Here is a 20,091-nt window from a genome sequence, read left to right on the forward strand (position 1 = left end):
CGGTGGCATGGCGGGCCCGTGGGGCCCGCCCCCGTCAAGAGTTTGAAGGAGCGCGACCTTGAGTAGCGAAATCATCAAAGTGCCCGACATCGGTGGCGATACCGATGTGGAAATCATCGAGATCGCGGTGTCGGAAGGCGACGTCATCGAGCCCGAGGACACCCTGATCACCCTGGAATCCGACAAGGCCTCCATGGACGTGCCCGCCCCCAAGGGGGGCAAGGTGCTGAAGGTGCTGGTCGCGGAGGGCGACACCGTCTCCGAGGGGGACGATATCGTCGAGATCGAGGCCGAGGGTGGCGGTGATGCCGGTGGCGAGGCCGGTGAGACGGCCGAGGCCCCGGCCGCCGCGGCCGAGTCGGCTCCCGAGCCCGAGGCGCCGGCGGCCAAGAGCGCCGGCGGCGGCAGCCGCACCGTCGACATCACCGTCCCGGACCTGGGTGGCTCCAGCGATGTGGAGATCATCGAGGTGGCGGTGGCCGAAGGCGACGAGGTCGCCGAGGAAGACACCTTGATCACCCTGGAGTCCGACAAGGCCTCCATGGACGTGCCGAGTCCCCATGCCGGCAAGATCGTCAGCCTGACCGTCAAGGAGGGCGACACCGTCTCCGAGGGCGACGTCATCGGTACCATGCAGGTCGGCGCCGCCGGCGGCGAGGCCGAGGCCCCCGCCGAGGCCCCCGCGGCCGAGACCCCGGCTTCCGCGCCCCAGGCGGAAGCGGCGTCCGAGCCGGCGGCGAGTGGCGAGCCCGAGCGTCGCGAGGTGCGGGTGCCGGACCTGTCCGGCTCCAGCGACGTGCCGGTGATCGAGATCGCCGCCAGCGTCGGCGACCAGGTCGACGAGGAAGACCCGCTGATCACCCTGGAATCCGACAAGGCCTCCATGGACGTGCCGAGCCCCTTCAAGGGCACGCTGGTCGAGCTCACCGTCAAGGAGGGCGATACCGTCTCCGAGGGTGACCTGATCGGCTACATCGAGACCGCCGGCGCCAAGCCTGCGCCCCAGCCGGCCGCCAAGCAGGCCGCCAAGCAAGCCGAGGCGACGGCCGGGACGTCCACGGCCCTGGCCGAGAAGCCGACGGCCGCCGCCGCGGTGGGACGGCCCAGCCCCGAGGCCCAGATGGCGGCCCACAAGCCCCGCGACGGCAAGCTGGTGCATGCCGGTCCGGCGGTGCGCATGCTGGCGCGCGAGCTCGGCGTCGACCTCGGCCTGGTCAAGCCCAGCGGTCCCAAGGAGCGGGTGCTCAAGGAGGACGTGCACGCCTACGTCAAGCAGGTCATGGCCGGCCAGGCCCAGGCGCCGGCCGCCGCTCCGGCGGCCGCCGCGGGCGGTGGCATCCCGCCGATCCCCGACCAGGACTTCAGCCAGTTCGGCGAGGTCGAGGAGAAGGCCATGGGGCGCCTGATGAAGATGGGCGCCACCAACCTGCATCGCAGCTGGGTCAACCTGCCCCACGTGACCCAGTTCGACGAGGCCGACATCACCGAGCTGGAAGCCTTCCGCAAGTCGATGAAGGCCGAGGCCGAGGCCCAGGGCGCCAAGCTCACGCCGCTGCCCTTCCTGATCAAGGCCTGTGCCTTCGCGCTGCGCAAGTACCCGCAGTTCAACGTCAGCCTGAAGAGCGACGGCGAGACCGTGGTGCACAAGAAGTACGTGCATATCGGCATCGCCGTGGACACCCCGGACGGCCTGATGGTCCCGGTGATCCGCGACGCCGACAAGAAGTCGCTGATCGAGCTGGCCAAGGAGTCCGTGGAGCTGGCGGGCAAGGCCCAGTCGAAGAAGCTCAAGCGCGAGGAGATGACCGGTGGCTGCTTCACCATCTCCAGCCTGGGCTCCATCGGCGGCACGGCCTTCACGCCCATCGTCAACGCCCCGGAAGTCGCCATCCTCGGCGTTTCCAAGGCGTCCATGAAGCCGGTGTGGGACGGCGCGGCCTTCCAGCCGCGACTCACTATGCCGCTGTCGCTCTCCTACGACCACCGGGCGGTCAACGGCGCCGATGCGGCCCGTTTCACCGCCTTCCTCGGCCAGGTACTGACGGACATCCGTCGCCTGCTGCTCTGATCGGGAACGGCTGAGCCACGACCGACGGCGCCACGAGGCGCCGTCGGCGTTTCTGCGGCTCTCGCCACGGTGAGCCGACCAAAGTCCTATTTGCCCCTTAATGCCTTGAGGCAGAGGGGCTTTTTGTCTTCCTGGCAGTCGCTGCGGCAGTCCGTCGCTTGTCTGGAGAAGATGCCCCGGGTATCGTGCGCTTCATCCCATTCTTCGTCTGTGCGTTTTTCATCACCTCAAGGAGCAATTTCCATGCGTTTGATCCTCTTGGGCGCCCCGGGTGCCGGCAAGGGTACCCAGGCCCAGTTCATCTGCGAGCGCTTCGGCATTCCGCAGATCTCCACCGGCGACATGCTGCGGGCGGCGGTCAAGGAAGGTAGCGAGCTGGGTCTCAAGGTCAAGGAGATCATGACCACCGGTGGCCTGGTGTCCGACGACCTGATCATCTCCCTGGTCAAGGAGCGCATCGCCCAGCCGGACTGCGCCAACGGCTTCCTGTTCGACGGCTTTCCGCGCACCATCCCCCAGGCGGATGCCATGAAGGATGCCGGCGTGAAGATCGACCATGTCCTGGAGATCGCCGTGCCCGACGAGGAGATCGTCAATCGTCTGGCGGGTCGCCGCGTCCATCCGGCCTCGGGCCGGGTCTATCACGTCGACCACAACCCGCCGAAGGAAGAGGGCAAGGACGATGTCACCGGCGAGGCGTTGATCCAGCGCGACGACGACAGCGAGGCCACCGTGCGCAACCGCCTGGCGGTCTACCATGAGCAGACCGCGCCGCTGGTCGAGTACTACCAGGAGTGGGCCCGGCAGGATCCGGACGCCGCACCGGCCTATCATCGGGTCGAGGGCGTCGGCAGCGTGGATGACATCACCAGGCAGGTGATCGACGCCCTCGAGGGCTGATCCCGCCCCGTCCCCGCTCACGACGGCCCGCATCCGCGGGCCGTTGTCGTATAATGTCCCGACATTTTCGCCACTGCGTGACTCCCCATGCCGATCCTGCTGGCCCTGGATGCCTCCTCGAGCGCCTGTTCCGCCGCCCTGCTGCGGCGTCGCGAGGGCGCCGACGATGAGCTGATCTCCCGCTTCGAACTCACCCCCCGCGCGCATACCCGTCGGCTGTTGCCGATGGTCGACGAGGTCCTCGGCGAGGCCGGCGTGGCGCCCGCCGACCTGGATGCGGTGGCCTATGGCCGGGGGCCGGGCTCCTTCACCGGACTGCGCATCGCCGCCGGCACCGCCCAGGGCCTGGCGTTCGGCCTGGATCGCCCCCTGCTCGGCGTCTCGACCCTGGCGGCGCTGGCCCTGGGCGCCCACCGTCGCCACCATTTCCGCTACCTGTTCACCGCCCTGGATGCCCGCATGGGGGAGGTCTATGCCGCGGCCTGGCGCTGCCGGGAGGGCCGGGTCGAGGCCCTGGCGGCGGAGGCGGTGCTGCCGCCGTCGCGGCTGTGCTTGCCCCCCGGCCATGTCGACCATGACTGGGTGGGCGTCGGCTCCGGCTGGGCCCTGTGGGAGCAGATGCCGTCCCGGGTCCAGGCCGGCCTGAGCCAGTGCCTGCCCGAGATGGACCCCGCCGCCGAGGACATGGTGTTGCTGGCCGCCGAGGCCTTCGCCGCGGGGGAGGGACGACCCGCCCATGAGGTGCAGCCGGTCTACCTGCGCGACCGGGTCGCCTGGCAGAAGAGCCGATGAGCGGCGTGGCGGTCGCGGGCGATGCCGCCCTGGCCGATCGCTGGGGGCTGCCGGGCCGCGAGAGCCCGGACGGGGCCGAGGCGCCGCTGGTGCTGCGCCGCGAGGACGGCCGGCTGGTCCTGGCCGGCGATCCCCGCGCCTATGGCAAGCCCCTGGCGGTGGACTTCGTCGCCGGTCGCGCGGCCCATCGTCGCCGCTTCGGGGGCGGCCGGGGTCAGCTCATCGCCCGGGCCTGCGGGCTTGCCAGGGGCGTGACGCCCTCGGTGGTGGATGCCACGGCGGGGCTCGGCCGCGATGCCTTCGTGCTGGCCGCGCTGGGCGCCGAGGTGCTGATGATCGAGCGGGTCGCGGCCATCGCCGCACTGCTCGAGGACGGCCTGGCCCGCGCCCGGGGCGCGGCCGAGACCGCCGAGATCGCCGCGCGCATGCAGCTGGCCCATGGTGATGCCGGCCGGGAGCTGGCCGCGCTGGTGGCCGGGGCGGGCGTCGCGCCCCAGGTTATCCACCTGGACCCGATGTTTCCCCACCGCGAGAAGTCGGCGCTGGTCAAGAAGGAGATGCGGCTGTTCCGGACGCTGGCCGGGGACGATGCCGATGCGCCCCGGCTGCTCGAGGCGGCGCTGGACGTGGCCACCCACCGGGTGGTGGTCAAGCGACCGCGCAAGGCCCCGCCCATTCCCGGCCCCGCCCCGCGCCATGTGCTGGAGGGCAAGACCAGCCGCTACGATCTCTATGTCCATCGTGCCCTGACCCCGCCCTGACCCTGCCCTGAGCGCAGCTCAGGCCTCACTCTGGCGGGCGACCCGCTGCAGGCGATGGCGCAGCGCCGGGGCGAACAGCGCCCGGCTGCGGCTGGCGGTCTCGCGCAGTGCCCGGGCGTAGTGCAGTCGTCCCTCGTCGAGCCACAGCCAGCCTTCGGCCTCCAGGCTCGCCACCAGCCCGGCGAACAGCCGGGCATCGAAGAACTCGGGTGCCGCCCGCCCGGTGAGCTGGGCCAGGCGCTCGGCCAGCTGGCGGGCATGGTCGCCCAGGCTCCTGGCGGTGAAGTGGCCGGGGGGCTCGCCGAGCAGCGCCGAGAGCAGCAGGTAGCCCCGCTCCAGGGAGGGCTGCATCAACCGGCCCAGCATCCGCAGCTGCTCGTCGCCGGTCAGCGAGGCCGGCCGGCGCCAGCCGTCGCCGTCACGCTCGAGCAGTCCCGCCGCGCCGAGCTGGGCCAGGATCTCGTCCAGGGCGATGCGCAGCGAGGGCGGCGACTCGAGGGACAGTTCCCGGGCCAGCACCGGCCAGATCGGCGCGAGCAGGGCCTCGAGGTCACCGGAGGCATGGTAGGCATGGTGGCGGAAGGCGAAGGCCGTGATCCCGGGGAGGGCGAAGAGGTGCAGCACGTTGTTGCGGTACCAGCCCAGCAGGCTGGCCTGGCGCTCATCCGCGGTGACGATGTCGCCCAGCGGGTGAGGGCGGTAGGTGATCAGCCCCAGGGCGCGGGCCTCGTCGAGCCAGTCCCGGGGACTGCCCGCCGGCAGGCCCCGCTGGGGGCCGCCGGGCCGCGGGCGACGCAGGTCGACGAGCAGCGCCAGCTGGCGCTCCAGGAGATCGGCCTCGATGGCATGGTGGGGCGTCGCCAGCAGGCCCAGCGCCACCAGGTTGACCGGGTTGAGCGCCGCCGCGGCATTGATGCGCCGGGTCAGGGCCTCGCCGAGTCGCGGGACCACCTCGTCGCACCAGCCCGGGCGCCCCTCGCCGGCGGCGTCCCGCCAGTCCGGGCGCTGGCGGTCGAGGAAGGCCGCCAGTTCCAGCGGCTCGCCGATGTTCACGGCGACGCGCCCATGGGGCTGGCGCAGCCGCCCCAGGACCCGTAGCAGGCCCAGCGGGGTCTCCTTGCGCTTGCGACTGCCGGCGAGTTCACGCTGGTAGGTGACGTCTTCCAGGACCCGCTCGTAGCCGATATAGACCGGCACGAAGGCCAGTGGCTGGGCGCCGTGGCGGCGGCTGCGCAGGAAGGAGCCGAGGGTCATGGCCAGCATGCCCGGCTGCGCCGGCAGCATCCGGCCACTGCGCGAGCGGCCCCCCTCGATGAAGTACTCCAGGGGGTGGCCCGCGGCCAGCAGGCGATGCAGGTACTCGCTGAACACCCCGGCATAGAGCGGCTGGCCGCGGAAGCTGCGACGCATGAAGAAGGCCCCGCCGCGTCGCAGCAGGGGGCCGACCAGCGGCATGTCCAGGTTGCGGCCCGCGGCGATGTGCGGCGGCATCAGGCCATGGTCATAGAGCACGTAGGACAGCAGCAGGTAGTCGATATGGCTGCGGTGGCAGGGCACATAGACCAGGGTGTGGTTGCCGGCCAGGGCCTTGATCGCCTCCAGCCCCTGGACATCGACGCCGTCGTAGAGGCGGTTCCACAGCCGGCGCAGCGCGCCGTGCAGGAAGCGCATCACCGGGTAGCTCATGTTCGAGGCGATCTCGCGGCCGTAGCGACGGGCGCGCCGCCGCAGCCGGGCTCGGGCCCGCGGGTCGTCGCCGGCGAGCTCCTCGATGACCCGGCGGACCTCGGGGCTCCCCACCACGCCCTCGACCAGGGTGCGGTGGTGGGAGAGGTCCGGGCCCAGCACCTGGATGCGGACGCGGCGGAAGTGGACCCGCAGCAGGCGGGCCGCCTTGCGGTTGGTGAGCGCCGGTTCGCGGCCATCATCGAGTTCGGAGAGCCGCAGCGGGGCGCCGAAGTAGACTTCCACGTCGCGGCCGTTGACCGCCACCGAGAGCAGGCGGCGCAGCCGGCCGGTGAGCCGCCAGCTGTCGGCGGCCAGCAGGTGCCAGAGGCCGAAGCGCTTGCCCGGGGCGCGCCCCCAGAAGACGCTCACCGGCACCAGCTGGATATCCTGGGGCAGGGCGCGGCCGGCGGCGATCAGCGCCTCGAAGGGCGCCCCGCCATGGGGACGGCGGGGCCAGAGTCGCCGCCGCAGGGACGGCAGGGCAAGCCGCGTCCGCACCTCGTGCTCGCCCAGGCGCTGTCGGGCGTCCGCCGGTGGCAGGCCATGGCGGTGGGCCAGGGACTCCAGCAGCAGCGCATCCGAGAGGGACGAGCGGGGCAGCACGTAGACGGTGGGCAGTGCGGGGTCGAGCCCCAGCGCCTCCGGGGCCGGCTCGATCCGGCGCACCTGGACCCAGGCCGTGAGCAGTCGCCGTAGGGGGACGTGCAGTGCGCTGATCGGGGAGGCCATCCGGATGCCCCTGCGAGGAAATGAGAGGCCAGTATAGCGGGGCGGGTCGGGCGGGTCAGGCGCCGCGGCTTTTCCCGCCGCCGCAAACGTGCGTCAATACCGGCAGTCACGGCGGACAGGGATGCGGGCCATGCACGGCATGTGGCGAGACGGCAATCACTTCCAGCTGCTGCCGGAGGCGGCACGCTTCCTGCCGGCCATGTTCGAGGCGGTGGACGGCGCCCGCCACTCGATCCTCATCGAGCTCTACCTGATGGAATCCGGGCGGCTGGCCACGGCCCTGATCGAGGTCCTGCAGCGGGCCGTGGAGCGGGGCGTGACCGTGCTGCTGCTGCTCGACGGCTATGGCGCCATGGGGCTCGAGGCGGCGGATCGCCGCCGGCTGGAGGCGGGCGGCGTGGCGCTGCGCTGGTTCAATCCCCTGGGCTTGCATTCCCTGGCGCGCAACCTGACCCGCGACCATCGCAAGCTGGTGGTGGTGGACGGCGAGGTGGCCTTCACCGGCGGCTTCGGCGTCGTCGACGAGTTCCTCGATGCCTGGTACGAGGTGGCGATGCGCATCGAGGGGCCGGTGGTGGCCGACTGGACACGACTCTTCTGCGCGCTCTGGGACTCGCCGATGACCCGGGGCGCCGGTGCCCCCGAACTGGTGCGCGGCCTGGGCGTCTCCACGGGCACCGACGACGGTTACGGCGGCATGCGTGGGCGAGTGGTGTGGGGCCAGGGCTATCGCTACCAGGCCATCCGCCATTCGCTGCAGCGCCAGGTGAGCGGGGCGAGGCGGCGCATCTGGATCTGCACCCCCTACTTCGTGCCGACCCTGAGCCTGCGCCTGCGTCTGGCGAGAGCCGCCCGCCGTGGCGTCGAGGTCTGCCTGCTGCTGCCCGGCGAGAGCCATGACCACCCGGGAGTGCGCTATGCCGGTCAGCGCTTCTACGGGCGCCTGCTGCGGGCCGGGGTGCGCATCTTCGAGTTCCAGCCGTCGTTCATCCACGCCAAGTTCACCCTCGCCGACGACTGGGTCAGCCTGGGGTCCTGCAACTTCGATCACTGGAGCCTGCAGTGGAACCTGGAGGCCAACCAGGAGGTGGAGGATGCCCGCTTCGCCGAGGAGGTGGCCGCGCTGTTCCGGCGCAACTTCGCCGCCAGCCACGAGATCCACCACGCGATGTGGCTGCGCCGTCCCCGCTGGCAGCGCCTCAAGGAGTGGCTGTTCGGCACCCTGGACGGTCTGCTGACCCGGCTGAGATGACCCGGCTTCGCCGGTCCAAGCTTGAGGCCGGAAGAGCGGCGCTTCGCGCCTGGAAGAAGGAAGAACACCCTTGAATCAGGGGGATGGGGCATCAGGTTATCTTCCCTCTTACTTCTTGCGCTTGCCCCGTCCGGCCGGCGCCTTGCGCCGGGGCTTGGGCGTCTCGGGCGGCACCCGGTAGTGCAGGTAGAGGTCGAGCACCAGTTCCGGCAGTTGGGCCACCAGGGTCTCCAGTCGCTCGCCGTCGTTGGCCAGCTCGGCCATGTCCGGCTCCTCGGCGAACAGTCCCGAGAGCAGCATGAAGGGCAGCAGCAGGGTGGCGGCGGCCTCCTCGTCCTCGGCGAACCAGGCCGTCTCGTCGAGGAAGACCCCTTCCATGAAGCCGGCGCACCAGTCGCCGATGGGCGTCTCCTCCGGGGCCAGGCCGCCCAGTTCCAGGTCGAAGGGCAGCTCGGGCAGGCCGCCGCCCTCCAGCACCTCGATGGCGTTGCGGCGTAGCGCCTCGAGCCGTCCGAGCATGGCCTCGCGCTCCGCCTCGTCGGCGAAGCTCGGCTCGCCGTGGAACAGCTCCGCCACCCAGGTGGCGGCAGGCACGTCGCGGGGGGCCACCGCCAGGGCGACCAGGAAACCGTGGGCCCCGATCAGGTCCAGGGCATCGGCATCGACCCGGTCGGATTCGAGGAAGTCGTCGAGCCGGTCCAGGGCCTCGTCATCGAGCAGGGGCAGGGGCTGGGGCTTGTCGGTGTCGGACATGGGATCTCTCGTCGGCTGTCTCGGGCGTCGGGCATGGGGGATCGGGGCGATCGGCGTGCCGGTGGCTCCCGGCGCGGTGCTGGCTCACTCGTCGCGCCGGGCTCCCTTTACGCGGCGGGCACGGGACGCCATTCTAGCATCCCATGACCATGCCCGCCCTGCCGACACCCGACCGCCCATGGCTTGCCGCCCTCGACCGGGCGGCAAGCCAGCGCGCCCTGCATGACCGGGTCGAGGCCGCCTGGCGGCTGTGTCGCGAGGTGCATCCCGGGTTGCCGCGCCCCGAGGTGTGGCTCGACCTGCGCGGCAAGGGCGCCGGCCAGGCGCATTTCGGGCGGGGCGGCCTGCGCTTCAATCCGGTGCTCTTCGACGAGAATCGCCAGGCCTTCCTGGTCGAGGTGGTACCCCACGAGATGGCCCACTGGCTGGTTCACCACCTGGACGACGGCCACCTCGCGCGCCCCCATGGCCATGAGTGGCAGGCGGTGATGCGCCGGCTATTCGGCCTGGCGCCACGGGTCACCCACCGCTTCGATACCGGCCGCGCCAGTCCCGCGCCCCATCGCTACCGCTGTGGCTGCCGGGAACATGCCTTCACCGCGCGGCGTCATGCACTGGTCCGGTCGGGACGTGCCTATCGCTGCCGGCAGTGCGCCGAGACCTTGGTCTATGTTGGTCGGGCGGCGTTTGAAAAGCTGTCTTAATCTATTGTTATAAAAAAGGAAATTGTTCATACCAATGTCTAGGGGGAAGTGGCGGCGCGGGCGGTTTATGCTGGAACTACCTTCATGGCGTCGGCGGCACCAGCCACAATGCCGCCGGCTTCATCAACCTGAAGGGGCCACCCCGAGGACAGAGGCATTTCCATGAGTGATCAGCAGCACGTCTATCCGGTACGTGAGGACTTCGCCGCCAAGGCATGGGCCGACAAGGCGACCTACCAGGCCATGTACCAACGCTCCCTGGATGATCCGGAAGGCTTCTGGGCCGAGCAGGCGAAGCGCCTCGACTGGTTCACGTCACCGACCAGGATCAAGCACACCGTCTTCGATACCCACGACGTCGACATCCGCTGGTTCGAGGACGGCACCCTCAACGCCAGCGTCAACTGCCTGGACCGTCACCTCGAGACCCGCGGCGACCAGCCGGCGATCATCTGGGAAGGCGACGATCCCAAGGACTCCAAGACCCTGACCTATCGCCAGCTCTTTGATCGGACCTGCCAGCTGGCCAATGCCCTGAAGTCGCTGGGCGTCGCCAAGGGCGACACCGTGACGCTCTACATGCCGATGATCCCCGAGGCCGCCATGGCCATGCTGGCCTGTGCCCGGATCGGCGCCATCCACTCGGTGGTGTTCGGTGGCTTCTCTCCGGACGCCCTGGCCCAACGGGTCAAGGACGCCGGCTCCAAGGTGGTGATCACCGCCGACGAGTCCGTGCGCGGCGGCAAGCAAGTGCCCCTCAAGGACAACGTCGATGCGGCCCTGACCCGCGAGGGCACCGACGTGGCCGAGAAGGTGCTGGTGGTCCAGCGCACCGGCGGCGAGATCGAGTGGAAGGACGGCCGCGACGTCTGGTACCACGACCTCGTCGACCAGCAGTCCACCGACTGCCCCGCCGAGCCGATGGGCGCCGAGGACCCGCTGTTCATCCTCTACACCTCCGGTTCCACCGGCGCGCCCAAGGGCCTCAAGCACACCACCGGCGGCTACCTGCTGCACGCCGCCATGACCCACCAGTACGTCTTCGACTACCAGGACGGCGAGATCTACTGGTGCACCGCCGATGTGGGCTGGGTCACGGGCCACAGCTACATCGTCTACGGACCGCTGGCCAACGGCGCCATCTCGCTGATGTTCGAGGGCGTGCCCAGCTACCCGACCAACGGCCGCATGGGCGAGGTGGTCGACAAGCACAAGGTCAACATCCTCTACACCGCGCCCACCGCGGTCCGCGCCCTGATGGCCCACGGCGACAACGTCATGGATTCCAGTACCCGGGACAGCCTGCGACTGCTGGGCTCGGTGGGCGAGCCGATCAACCCCGAGGCCTGGGAGTGGTTCTACCGGGTGATCGGCAACAAGCAGTGCCCCATCGTCGACACCTGGTGGCAGACCGAGACCGGCGGCATCATGATCGCCCCGCTGCCCGGTGCCATGGACCTCAAGCCGGGCTCCGCGACCCTGCCGTTCTTCGGCGTGCAGCCGGCGCTGGTCGACAACGAGGGCAACCTGCTCGAGGGGGCCGCCGAGGGCAACCTGGTGATCCTCGACTCCTGGCCGGGCCAGGCGCGCTCCATCTGGAAGAACCACGAGCGCTTCCTGCAGACCTATTTCTCCACCTACAAGGGAATGTACTTCACCGGTGACGGTTGCCGTCGCGACGAGGACGGCTACTACTGGATCACCGGCCGGGTCGACGACGTGCTCAACGTCTCCGGCCACCGCATGGGCACCGCCGAGATCGAGTCCTCCCTGGTGGCCCACGAGGCCGTGGCCGAGGCCGCCGTGGTCGGCTTCCCCCACGACATCAAGGGCCAGGGCATCTACATCTACGTCACCCTGGACGATGAACACGAGCCCAGCGACGAGCTCAAGAAGGAACTGACCCAGTGGGTGCGCAAGGACATCGGGCCGATCGCCTCGCCGGACGTCATCCAGTGGGCACCGGCGTTGCCCAAGACCCGCTCGGGCAAGATCATGCGCCGCATCCTGCGCAAGATCGCCGCCAACGAGTGCGACGGCCTGGGCGACACCAGCACCCTGGCGGACCCCTCGGTGGTCGAGGAGTTGATCGAGCATCGCGTCATCAAGTAACCGCGAGCGGCCGCCCCGCCTGGCCGGGGCAGCCCATCGGTTGGTCATCCGAGCCGGCCCGTGTGGCCGGCTTCTTCATGGCGCCTCGAAAAATGTCGACAATACCCGCCAAGCGCTTGGGCATCGCCTCGGCCATGGGGTAACATGCCGTGAAAGACGAAAGCGTCCCGCAGACGGCGGCCGGCCCGTCCCGCTGCTCCCGGAACCGGAGGAGAATCCATGGCCTTTGCCCAGAAATTCATCGTTGCCGATGACCATCCGCTGTTCCGCGCAGCCTTGACCCAGGCGCTGCGCCAGCTGGCACCCCAGGCCGAGATCGTCGAGTCCGACACCATGGAGGCCACCACCGAGGTGGTCACTCGCCACCCGGATGCCGACCTGATCCTGCTGGACCTGCACATGCCGGGCGCCCATGGCTTCTCCGGGCTGATCCAGCTGCGTGGCCAGACCCCCGACATCCCGGTGGCGGTGGTCTCCGGCAGCGACGAGCTGCATGTGGTGCGCCGGGCCATCGACTACGGAGCCTCCGGGTTCATCCCCAAGTCGTCCTCGCTGGCGCTGATCGCCGAGGCGGTGGGCGAGATCCTCGACGGCGAGGTGTGGCTGCCGGCGGAGATGGCCGACGCCCTGGGCGAGGGCGACGAGGAGGAGACCCGCTTCGCCGAGGCCATCGCCTCGCTGACCCCCCAGCAGTTCCGGGTGCTCAACATGCTCACCGAAGGGCTGCTCAACAAGCAGATCGCCTACGAGCTCAACGTCTCCGAGGCCACCATCAAGGCCCACGTCACCGCCATCCTGCGCAAGCTCGGCGTGCACTCCCGCACCCAGGCGGTGATCGCCGCCCAGAAGCTCGAGGTGGAGCCGCCCAAGGTCGAGTCCTGACCTCCGGTCAGTAGCTTGAAGAGCGGCGCTGCGCGCCTGGAAGCCTGAAGCTGGAAGAAACCCCGCCGGATCGAATTCGCGGCTTTCCCGGCGACAGGCCTCCGCGGGGGCGCTGTGAACCCCTCCCTGGGCGCTACCGATGCCCTGCGGCGCTCTCGCATCCTGCTCCGCTTGCAGGGCCGGGGTTGGCCATCCTGGCCAACCCGCTCGGCGGGAAGAACATTCACTGGATGTTCTTCTCCTTCCGCCTCGCCCATGGCATCGGACCCCCACTTCGACCTGTCCCCGGCGCCGCTTGCGTCAGCAGGTCTCCGCTACCATCTGGCTTCCAGCTTCCAGCTTCCAGCTTCCAGCTTCCAGCTTCCAGCTTCCAGCTTCCAGCTTCCAGCTTCCAGCTCGCGCGCGCAGCGCGCTACCCCTCTTGCCTGGTGGCCGCCCGGCTGGCCTGCAGGGTGCGGGTCAGCAAGGCGCGCAGGGCGGCGGGGCGGACCGGCTTGAGCAGCAACTGGTAGCCGGCGCGGCGGATCTCCTCGGCGACTTCCTCGGTGCGGTCGGCGGTGATCACGATGCCGGGGACGGCGCCATAGAGACGCTCGCCCAGGGCCTCCATGGCCATCAGGCCGGTGACCTCGTTGTCCAGGTGGTAGTCGGCCAGGATCGCGTCCGGGTCGTCGTCGAGGTGACGCAGTACCGACTTGGCGCCGCCGATGGAGGTGGCCGTGAAGACCTCGCAGCCCCAGCCGGAGAGCATGGCCTTCATGCCCTCGAGGATCAGCGACTCGTTGTCGATGCACAGGATGCGCTTGCCGGCCAGCTTGTTGCCGGCGCGCCGCGGGGTGGCCACCTCGACGTCTTCCTGGCGGCGGGCGGCCACCACCGGCACGCTGACCGCGAAGACGGTGCCCACGCCTTCCCAGGAACGCACGGTGATGGGGTGGTCGAGCACCCGGCTCATGCGGTCGGCGATCGATAGCCCCAGGCCCAGGCCCTTCTCGCTTTCCTTGTGCCGCGAGGCCTGGTCGAGCCGGCGGAACTCCTGGAAGATCTCGGCCTGCTTGGCCTCGGGGATGCCGGGGCCCGAGTCCCAGACCTCGATGGACAGCCGCTCGCCATGGCGTCGGCAACCGAGCAATACCCGTCCTTCCTGGGTGTAGCGGATGGCGTTCGACAGGAAGTTCTGCACGATGCGCCTGAGCATCTGGGCATCGCTGTCGACCCAGCAGCGGGTGGCCACGACCACCAGGTCCAGGCCGCGGTCCTCGGCCATCACCTCGAACTCGGCGCGCAGCGGCCGGAAGATGTCGGCGAGGGCGAAATGGCTGCGCCGCGGGGTCAGCGCGCCGGCGTCGAGCTTGGAGATGTCCAGCAGGGTGCCGAGCAGCTCCTCGGCGGCCTGCAGGGAGTTGTCGATATGGCCGATGGTGCGCCTCATGTCGACGGCGTCCATCTCCTGGGACAGTGCCGAGGTGAACAGCCGGGCGGCGTTGAGCGGCTGCAGCAGGTCGTGGCTGGCGGCGGCCAGGAAGCGTGTCTTGGAGGCGTTGGCGTCCTCGGCGACCTGCTTGGCCTGGCGCAACGCCTGCTCGGCCTCGGCGCGCACGCGGTTCTCCTGGCGCAGCGCGGCGTTGGCCTCGGAGAGCGCCTGGGTGCGCTCGCGGACACGCTCCTCCAGGGTCTCGTTGGTCTCCTTGAGGGCGATCTCCGCGCGGCGGCGCTCGGTGATGTCCTGATAGAGCGCGAAGAAGCCCAGTATCGCCCCGCTGTCGCCGAAGTGTGGCGTGTAGGTGACCAGCATGTAGCGCAGGCCTTCGGGCAGGGTCAGCGAGACCTCGAAGTGGACCCGCTCGCCGACCAGGGCGCGCTCGATCCACGGCTCGCGTTCCAGGGCCAGCTCCTCCGGGATCACCTCCTGCAGCGGCTTGCCGATCACCGCATTGCGATCGATGCCGAAGGCCTTCTCGTAGGCGCGGTTGGTGAAGAGGTAGCGGCACTCCTTGTCGAAGTAGGCGATCAGCGCCGGCACGTTGTCGGTATAGATGCGGATGTTGTTCTCGGAGCGGATCAGCGCTTCCTCGATGCGCTTCTGCTGGGTGATGTCCTGGTAGGTGTAGACGAAGCCGCCGCCGGGCATGGGGTTGCCCTGGACCTCCAGCACGCTGCCGTCCTGACGGTAGCGGACATAGCGATGGGGCTGGCCCTCGCGGATGTTGTCGAGCAGCAGCTGGACGTGCTCCTCCGGGTCGCCGGGGCCGTACTCGCCGTTGTGGGCGTTGTAGCGAAAGATGCGGTCGACCGGGGCGCCGACCCGGATCAGGTGGTCCGGGAAGCGGAACAGCTCCAGGTAACGCTGGTTCCACACCACCAGGCGCAGGTTCTGATCCACCACGCTGATGCCCTGGTTGATGTTCTCGATGGTGGCCTGGAGCAGGGCGCGGTTGAACTCCAGGACCTGGGAGGCCTCGTCGACGATGGAGATCACGTCGGAGATGCCGATGCCGCGGCCCTGCAGCGCCGAATTGACGACGATCCGCGCCGAGGAAGCGCCCAGCACCGAGGCCAGGAAGCGCTCGGTGAACTGGATCACGTCGATGGAGGCCCGGGTGTTGTCCTCCAGGGGCTTGCCGGTGCGGCGGGCGTAATCATCGAAGGCGCGGCTGACCTGGCTGGCCCCCAGGAAGCGCTCGCACAGCACCTTGAGGTCGCCGACGGTGGTGGCCCCGGTCCAGGGCCGGTTCACCGACGTCTGGCGCGTCTCGACGCTGTCAACGAACAGCGAGGCCTGGATGCGTTCCACCACGCGCTGGGGCGTCATCTGGGAGACGAAGATGTAGGCCACCAGGTTCACGCCCAGCGACAGCATCACCCCGTGGGTGAAGCTGTCGCCGACGTTGAGGCCGAACAGCGAGGTGGGCGACAGCCAGGCGATGCCCAGGGGGCCGCCCGAGAGCCAGCTGGCCGGCAGCACCCCGGCGCCGATCATCGCCGGCATCAGCAGGCTGTAGGCCCAGATGGCGAAGCCGGCGTTCATGCCGACGATGACCCCCAGGCGGTTGCCGCGCTTCCAGTAGAGGCCGCCGATCAACGCCGGGGCGAACTGCGCCGCGGCGGCGAAGGAGAGCATACCGGTCGCGGCCAGGGAGTTGAACTCGCCGATCAGCTGATAGAAGCCATAGGCCATGGCCAGGATCACCGCGATGGTGATGCGCCGGGCGCGCAGCACCAGGCGGCCGTAGTCCCGGGCCTTGGTGTCGAACCAGCGCAGGCGGAACAGCGCCGGGATGACGATCTCGTTGGAGATCATGATCGACACCGCCACGGCGGCGACGATGACCATGCCGGTGGCCGCCGAGAAGCCGCCGATGAAGGTCAGCAGGGCCAGCCACTCGCTGCCGGCCGCCATGGACAGGGCCAGCACATAGCTGTCGGGCTCGACGCTGCCGTCGGCGAACAGCGTCAGGCCGGCGGCGGCCAGCGGCAGCACGAAGAAGGCGAAGGCCACCAGGTAGAGCGGGAACAGCCAGCGGGCCTTGGCGGCATCGTCGCGATGGGTGTTCTCCACCACCGCCACGTGGAACTGGCGGGGCAGGCAGAGGATGGCCAGCATGGCCAGCAGGGTCTGGGCCCAGAAGCTCTGGCCGAAGTCCTGCTGGGCGAGCTGGCGCTGCAGCTGCAGCTGGATGTCGGCGAAGGCCAGCAGATCGCCGAGGCCGTCGAACATGCCCCAGGTGACATAGGCACCGAGGATCAGGAAGGCCAGCAGCTTGACCAGCGACTCGAAGGCCACCGCATGGATCAGGCCCTCATGGTGCTCGGTGGCGTCGGTATGGCGGGTGCCGAACAGGATCGCGAACAGCGCCATCACCGCGGCGACATAGAAGGCGGTATCGCCGAACAGTGGCGTGCGGGTAATGTCGCTGGCCTCGGTGAGCACGCTGAAGGAAGCGGATACCGCTTTCAGCTGCAAGGCGATGTAGGGCAGGGTGCCGATCAGCGCGACCAGGCTGGCGAAGGCGGCCAGCGACTGCGTCTTGCCGTAGCGCGAGGCGATGAAGTCGGCGATCGAGGTGACGTTCTGGTGCTTGGCGACGCGGATCATCTTGGCCAGCACCGGCCAGAACAGCAGCAGGGTCAGGATGGGACCGACGAAGATGCTGGCGAAGGACCAGCCCGAGGTGGCGGCCTGGCCCACGGCGCCGTGGAAGGTCCAGGAGGTGCAGTAGATGGCCAGTGCCAGGCTGTAGATCACCGGTCGCCGGCGGGTGGCGCCTCGCTCGCGGGCCTGACGGTCTCCCCGCCAGGCGATGGCGAACAGCACCGCGACGTAGAGCAGCGAAACGACGATCAGCAGCCAGCCTGCGAACATGGGTACTCTCCCTCGGGTTCCCGCCCATTCTAAGCCTCGTCTGAAATCTGTCTACGCTCGGCTATACGGCGTTAACAGCCGGCTCGAAATGCTCATTTACCCCTTCGTAAACTCCGCATTCTGACTCGCGACATCCCTGTCGCTCGCTTTTCAAGCAGCAAAGCTGCCCATTTGTCGCTGTCTGTTGCCTTGCGACCCACAGGGAGGTGGAAGTGCGAATGTCCGTCGGGAACGGACATAGCGCTAGCCTTCGCGCGCCGAGATTTCAGATCGAGTCCGGGGCAAGGGGAGGCGACGGCAGGGGCGGCGTGGGTCAGGCGTCGCGACAGACCGTCTGGAGCAGCGGGTCACCGGCTGCGAGGTGGCGCAGCTCCTCGGTGCGGGGCCGGCGCGGCTCACCGGCCAGCGGTACCAGCTCCCGGGCGCTGCAGTTCAACAGGTAGGCCTGGTGCCGTACCCGGTCCGCATTGGCCATCTCGAAGCGATAGAGGATGAACTCGACCAGTCGCTGGTCGTCGGTCCGGGAGCGCACCAGGTTGTCCCGATCTACCACGGTGAAGCCCGAGGTCAGCGGCACCAGGTAGGTCCAGGGACGCCAGAAGACTGGGGTCTGCTCGGTGCTCACCACCCGGGCGGAAGCGGGAAGCTGGGCGCGCTTGTGCTCGAACCAGGCGTACTCGTGGTTGATCTGGTAGCCCAGCATGCCCAGCCCCGCACAGACCGGGACGATCCAGCGAGGCAGGCGCTGGCGGCTGAGCATGCGCAGCAGCAGGCCGATGCCGGCGGCGCCGAGGCCGGCGAAGGCCGCCGCAATCAAGTGCCATATCATAGGACAGCTTCCTGACAGCAGTCGGGCTTCCCGAGGGAAGCCCGACGAAGGGTTGGGGCCGGCGCCGCGGCGGCGCCGGTTCGGGATTATGGCTCAGTGGTCGACCGCCATGCCAGCACCCTTGGGATAGCGGACGCTCTCCACCAGGTCCTGGATCTCCTGCGGCGGTGCCGCGGTCGCCTTGGAGACCGAGAAGGCCACGGCGAAGTTGATGATCGCGCCCACGGCGCCGATGGACAGCGGCGAGATGCCCAGCACCCAGTTCGCCGGGATGTCTTCCAGGTTGTTGGTGCCCGGGATGAAGAGCCAGCCCTTGTAGACGAAGATGTAGACCAGGGTGAAGGCCAGCCCCGACAGCATGCCGGCGATCGCGCCCATGTTGTTCACGCGCTTGGAGAAGATCCCCATCATCAGCGCCGGGAACAGCGAGGCCGCGGCGATGCCGAAGGCCAGGGCCACCACCTGGGCCGCGAAGCCCGGGGGATTGGCGCCGAGGTAGGTGGCGACGATGATGGCGACGGACATCGAGATCCGCGCCGCCAGCAGTTCGCCCTTCTCGGAGATGTTGGGATTGATCGAGCCCTTGATCAGGTCATGACTGATGGCCGAGGAAATCGCCAGCAACAGCCCGGCTGCCGTCGACAGCGCCGCCGCCAGGCCCCCCGCGGCGATCAGGCCGATGACCCAGCCGGGCAGGTTGGCGATCTCCGGGTTGGCCAGCACCAGGATGTCCCGGTTGACCTCCAGCTCGTTGCCGGCCCAGCCACGCGCCTCGGCGGTCGGCGCGAACGCCTCGCTGTCGTTGTAGAGCTGGATGCGCCCGTCGTCGTTCCTGTCCTCGTACTGGATCAGCCCGGTGACCTCCCACTCGCGCACCCAGTTCGGACGCTCGTCATACTGGATGGGCTCGGCCGTCGGGCCGTCGGGGTAGATGGTGGTCATCAGGTTCAGGCGTGCCATGGAGGCCACGGCCGGGGCGGTCAGGTACAGCAGGGCGATGAAGACCAGGGCCCAGCCGGCGGACCAGCGTGCATCGGCGACCTTCGGCACGGTGAAGAAGCGGATGATGACGTGGGGCAGGCCGGCGGTACCGATCATCAGCGACAGGGTGAACAGCACCATGTTGAGCTTGTTGTCCACGTCCGCCGTGTACTCGTTGAAGCCGAGCTCGGTGATGACCTGGTTGAGCTTGGCCAGCAGCGGCATGCCGGAGTCACTGTGCTCCGAGAACAGCCCGAGCGGTGGCACCGGGTTGCCGGTCAGCTCCAGCGAGATGAACACGGCCGGGATGGTGTAGGCGGTGATCAGCACGCAGTATTGGGCGACCTGGGTGTAGGTGATGCCCTTCATGCCCCCCAGTACCGAGTAGAAGAACACCACGATGGCGGCGATGATCAGGCCCATGGTGGCGTCGACTTCCAGGAAGCGCGAGAAGGCCACGCCGGCGCCGGCCATCTGGCCGATGACATAGGTCACCGAGGCGACGATCAGGCAGATCACGGCGACCAGGCGAGCGTTCTTGCTGTAGAAGCGATCACCGATGAACTCAGGCACCGTGAACTTGCCGAACTTGCGCAGGTAGGGGGCCAGCAGGGTGGCCAGCAGGACGTAGCCGCCGGTCCAGCCCATGAGGAAGGTGGAGTTGGCATAGCCGCCGGCGGCGATCAGGCCCGCCATGGAGATGAAGGACGCCGCCGACATCCAGTCGGCGCCGATGGCCATGCCGTTGGTGATGGGATGCACGCCGCCGCCGGCGACGTAGAAGTCTTTCGTCGAACCGGCCTTCGCCCAGATGGCGATGCCGATATAGAGGGCGAAGGAAGCGCCCACGAAGAGGACGTTGATCGCGAATTGACTCATGCTGGCTTACTCCCCAAGCCCGAACTTTTTGTCCAGCCGGTTCATCTTCCACGCGTAGAAGAAGATGATGCCGATGAAGGTCAGGATCGATCCCTGCTGCGCGAACCAGAAGCCCAGGTCGGTGCCGCCGACGGGAATGCTCGCGAGCAGCGGGCGCAGCAGGATGGCGAAGCCGTAGGACACCAGCGCCCAGACGACCAGGCAGCCGGCAATGAGGCGGAGGTTGGCCGCCCAGTAGGCTTCGGCATTGGATTTCTCATCTGCCATGGTGTTGCTCTCCACTTGTTGTTGGGGGGGTGGGAAGTTGTCCCGAGCGTTCACATGACTCAGCCGGGCAATCGCGCGTGGACAGCCATCA

The 20,091-nt window shown here is 69.0% G+C and carries 14 protein-coding genes; 8 read left to right on the plus strand and 6 right to left on the minus strand.

Features of this window, described 5'->3' with window-relative positions; all coding sequences use genetic code 11:
* The first annotated feature begins 58 nt into the window (after window positions 1-58).
* The 4 genes from aceF to OCT48_RS03570 all read left to right on the plus strand — a co-directional run bounded on the left by aceF (window position 59) and on the right by OCT48_RS03570 (window position 4,521).
* Window positions 59-2,068: a pyruvate dehydrogenase complex dihydrolipoyllysine-residue acetyltransferase gene (aceF, locus tag OCT48_RS03555; RefSeq protein WP_263591372.1), complete on the plus strand. Its 2,010-nt coding sequence runs from the start codon at window positions 59-61 to the stop codon at window positions 2,066-2,068.
* Window positions 2,069-2,311: 243 nt separating this feature from the next.
* A complete protein-coding gene (gene adk, locus OCT48_RS03560; protein WP_263591373.1) occupies window positions 2,312-2,968 on the plus strand; it encodes an adenylate kinase in 657 nt (218 codons plus the stop codon).
* A gap of 87 nt (window positions 2,969-3,055) precedes the next feature.
* The gene (gene tsaB, locus OCT48_RS03565) at window positions 3,056-3,760 is read left to right on the plus strand and encodes a tRNA (adenosine(37)-N6)-threonylcarbamoyltransferase complex dimerization subunit type 1 TsaB (RefSeq protein ID WP_263591374.1); all 705 of its coding nucleotides are present in this window, start codon (window positions 3,056-3,058) and stop codon (window positions 3,758-3,760) included.
* Window positions 3,757-4,521 carry a class I SAM-dependent methyltransferase gene (locus tag OCT48_RS03570; protein ID WP_263591375.1) on the plus strand — a complete coding sequence of 255 codons (765 nt, stop codon included), beginning with the start codon at window positions 3,757-3,759 and terminating at the stop codon, window positions 4,519-4,521. Before tsaB ends, OCT48_RS03570 begins: the two co-directional genes overlap by 4 nt.
* A gap of 18 nt (window positions 4,522-4,539) precedes the next feature.
* Here OCT48_RS03570 and plsB read toward each other — a convergent pair whose 3' ends face one another.
* The gene (gene plsB, locus OCT48_RS03575; RefSeq protein ID WP_263591376.1) at window positions 4,540-6,978 is read right to left on the minus strand and encodes a glycerol-3-phosphate 1-O-acyltransferase PlsB; all 2,439 of its coding nucleotides are present in this window, start codon (window positions 6,976-6,978) and stop codon (window positions 4,540-4,542) included.
* A 130-nt stretch (window positions 6,979-7,108) separates the two neighbouring features.
* Here plsB and OCT48_RS03580 point away from each other — a divergent pair, with 130 nt between their 5' ends.
* Window positions 7,109-8,230 (plus strand): phospholipase D-like domain-containing protein, encoded by a 1,122-nt coding sequence (locus OCT48_RS03580; protein WP_263591377.1) that lies wholly within the window; start codon window positions 7,109-7,111, stop codon window positions 8,228-8,230.
* A gap of 108 nt (window positions 8,231-8,338) precedes the next feature.
* Here OCT48_RS03580 and OCT48_RS03585 read toward each other — a convergent pair whose 3' ends face one another.
* On the minus strand, window positions 8,339-8,983 hold the full coding sequence (locus tag OCT48_RS03585; RefSeq protein WP_263591378.1) for a YecA family protein: 645 nt from the start codon (window positions 8,981-8,983) through the stop codon (window positions 8,339-8,341).
* A gap of 143 nt (window positions 8,984-9,126) precedes the next feature.
* Here OCT48_RS03585 and OCT48_RS03590 point away from each other — a divergent pair, with 143 nt between their 5' ends.
* The 3 genes from OCT48_RS03590 (at window position 9,127) to OCT48_RS03600 (ending at window position 12,681) form a co-directional block, all read left to right on the plus strand.
* Window positions 9,127-9,687, plus strand: coding sequence for a SprT-like domain-containing protein (locus OCT48_RS03590; RefSeq protein ID WP_263591379.1), 561 nt, complete (start codon window positions 9,127-9,129; stop codon window positions 9,685-9,687).
* A gap of 162 nt (window positions 9,688-9,849) precedes the next feature.
* Window positions 9,850-11,799, plus strand: a complete 1,950-nt coding sequence (acs, locus tag OCT48_RS03595) for an acetate--CoA ligase (protein ID WP_263591380.1) — start codon at window positions 9,850-9,852, stop codon at window positions 11,797-11,799.
* 219 nt (window positions 11,800-12,018) lie between these two features.
* Entirely contained in the window at window positions 12,019-12,681 is a 663-nt protein-coding gene (locus OCT48_RS03600; protein ID WP_126485493.1) for a LuxR C-terminal-related transcriptional regulator, read from the plus strand.
* A gap of 412 nt (window positions 12,682-13,093) precedes the next feature.
* Here the strand turns inward: OCT48_RS03600 and OCT48_RS03605 are convergent, their stop codons facing one another.
* The 4 genes from OCT48_RS03605 to OCT48_RS03620 all read right to left on the minus strand — a co-directional run bounded on the left by OCT48_RS03605 (window position 13,094) and on the right by OCT48_RS03620 (window position 20,000).
* Complete coding sequence (locus OCT48_RS03605; protein ID WP_263591381.1) at window positions 13,094-17,044, minus strand: NahK/ErcS family hybrid sensor histidine kinase/response regulator; 3,951 nt, start codon at window positions 17,042-17,044, stop codon at window positions 13,094-13,096.
* Window positions 17,045-17,357: 313 nt separating this feature from the next.
* Window positions 17,358-17,873: a hypothetical protein gene (locus OCT48_RS03610; RefSeq protein WP_263591382.1), complete on the minus strand. Its 516-nt coding sequence runs from the start codon at window positions 17,871-17,873 to the stop codon at window positions 17,358-17,360.
* 93 nt (window positions 17,874-17,966) lie between these two features.
* Window positions 17,967-19,733: a sodium:solute symporter family protein gene (locus OCT48_RS03615; protein WP_263591383.1), complete on the minus strand. Its 1,767-nt coding sequence runs from the start codon at window positions 19,731-19,733 to the stop codon at window positions 17,967-17,969.
* 6 nt (window positions 19,734-19,739) lie between these two features.
* Window positions 19,740-20,000: a DUF4212 domain-containing protein gene (locus OCT48_RS03620; protein WP_183382765.1), complete on the minus strand. Its 261-nt coding sequence runs from the start codon at window positions 19,998-20,000 to the stop codon at window positions 19,740-19,742.
* Between the last annotated feature and the right edge of the window lie 91 nt (window positions 20,001-20,091).

The sequence above is a fragment of the Halomonas sp. M4R1S46 genome (assembly GCF_025725685.1).
GTDB lineage: Bacteria > Pseudomonadota > Gammaproteobacteria > Pseudomonadales > Halomonadaceae > Halomonas.

Excerpts from the sequence above, each read along its gene's own strand:
- OCT48_RS03570 (WP_263591375.1), top strand. The coding sequence starts at position 3,757 with ATGAGCGGCGTGGCGGTCGCGGGCGATGCCGCCCTGGCCGATCGCTGG.
- OCT48_RS03615 (WP_263591383.1), bottom strand. The coding sequence starts at position 19,733 with ATGAGTCAATTCGCGATCAACGTCCTCTTCGTGGGCGCTTCCTTCGCC.
- tsaB (WP_263591374.1), top strand. The coding sequence starts at position 3,056 with ATGCCGATCCTGCTGGCCCTGGATGCCTCCTCGAGCGCCTGTTCCGCC.
- OCT48_RS03590 (WP_263591379.1), top strand. The coding sequence starts at position 9,127 with ATGACCATGCCCGCCCTGCCGACACCCGACCGCCCATGGCTTGCCGCC.
- OCT48_RS03585 (WP_263591378.1), bottom strand. The coding sequence starts at position 8,983 with ATGTCCGACACCGACAAGCCCCAGCCCCTGCCCCTGCTCGATGACGAG.
- OCT48_RS03620 (WP_183382765.1), bottom strand. The coding sequence starts at position 20,000 with ATGGCAGATGAGAAATCCAATGCCGAAGCCTACTGGGCGGCCAACCTC.
- OCT48_RS03580 (WP_263591377.1), top strand. The coding sequence starts at position 7,109 with ATGCACGGCATGTGGCGAGACGGCAATCACTTCCAGCTGCTGCCGGAG.
- OCT48_RS03610 (WP_263591382.1), bottom strand. The coding sequence starts at position 17,873 with ATGATATGGCACTTGATTGCGGCGGCCTTCGCCGGCCTCGGCGCCGCC.
- OCT48_RS03605 (WP_263591381.1), bottom strand. The coding sequence starts at position 17,044 with ATGTTCGCAGGCTGGCTGCTGATCGTCGTTTCGCTGCTCTACGTCGCG.
- acs (WP_263591380.1), top strand. The coding sequence starts at position 9,850 with ATGAGTGATCAGCAGCACGTCTATCCGGTACGTGAGGACTTCGCCGCC.
- adk (WP_263591373.1), top strand. The coding sequence starts at position 2,312 with ATGCGTTTGATCCTCTTGGGCGCCCCGGGTGCCGGCAAGGGTACCCAG.
- plsB (WP_263591376.1), bottom strand. The coding sequence starts at position 6,978 with ATGGCCTCCCCGATCAGCGCACTGCACGTCCCCCTACGGCGACTGCTC.
- OCT48_RS03600 (WP_126485493.1), top strand. The coding sequence starts at position 12,019 with ATGGCCTTTGCCCAGAAATTCATCGTTGCCGATGACCATCCGCTGTTC.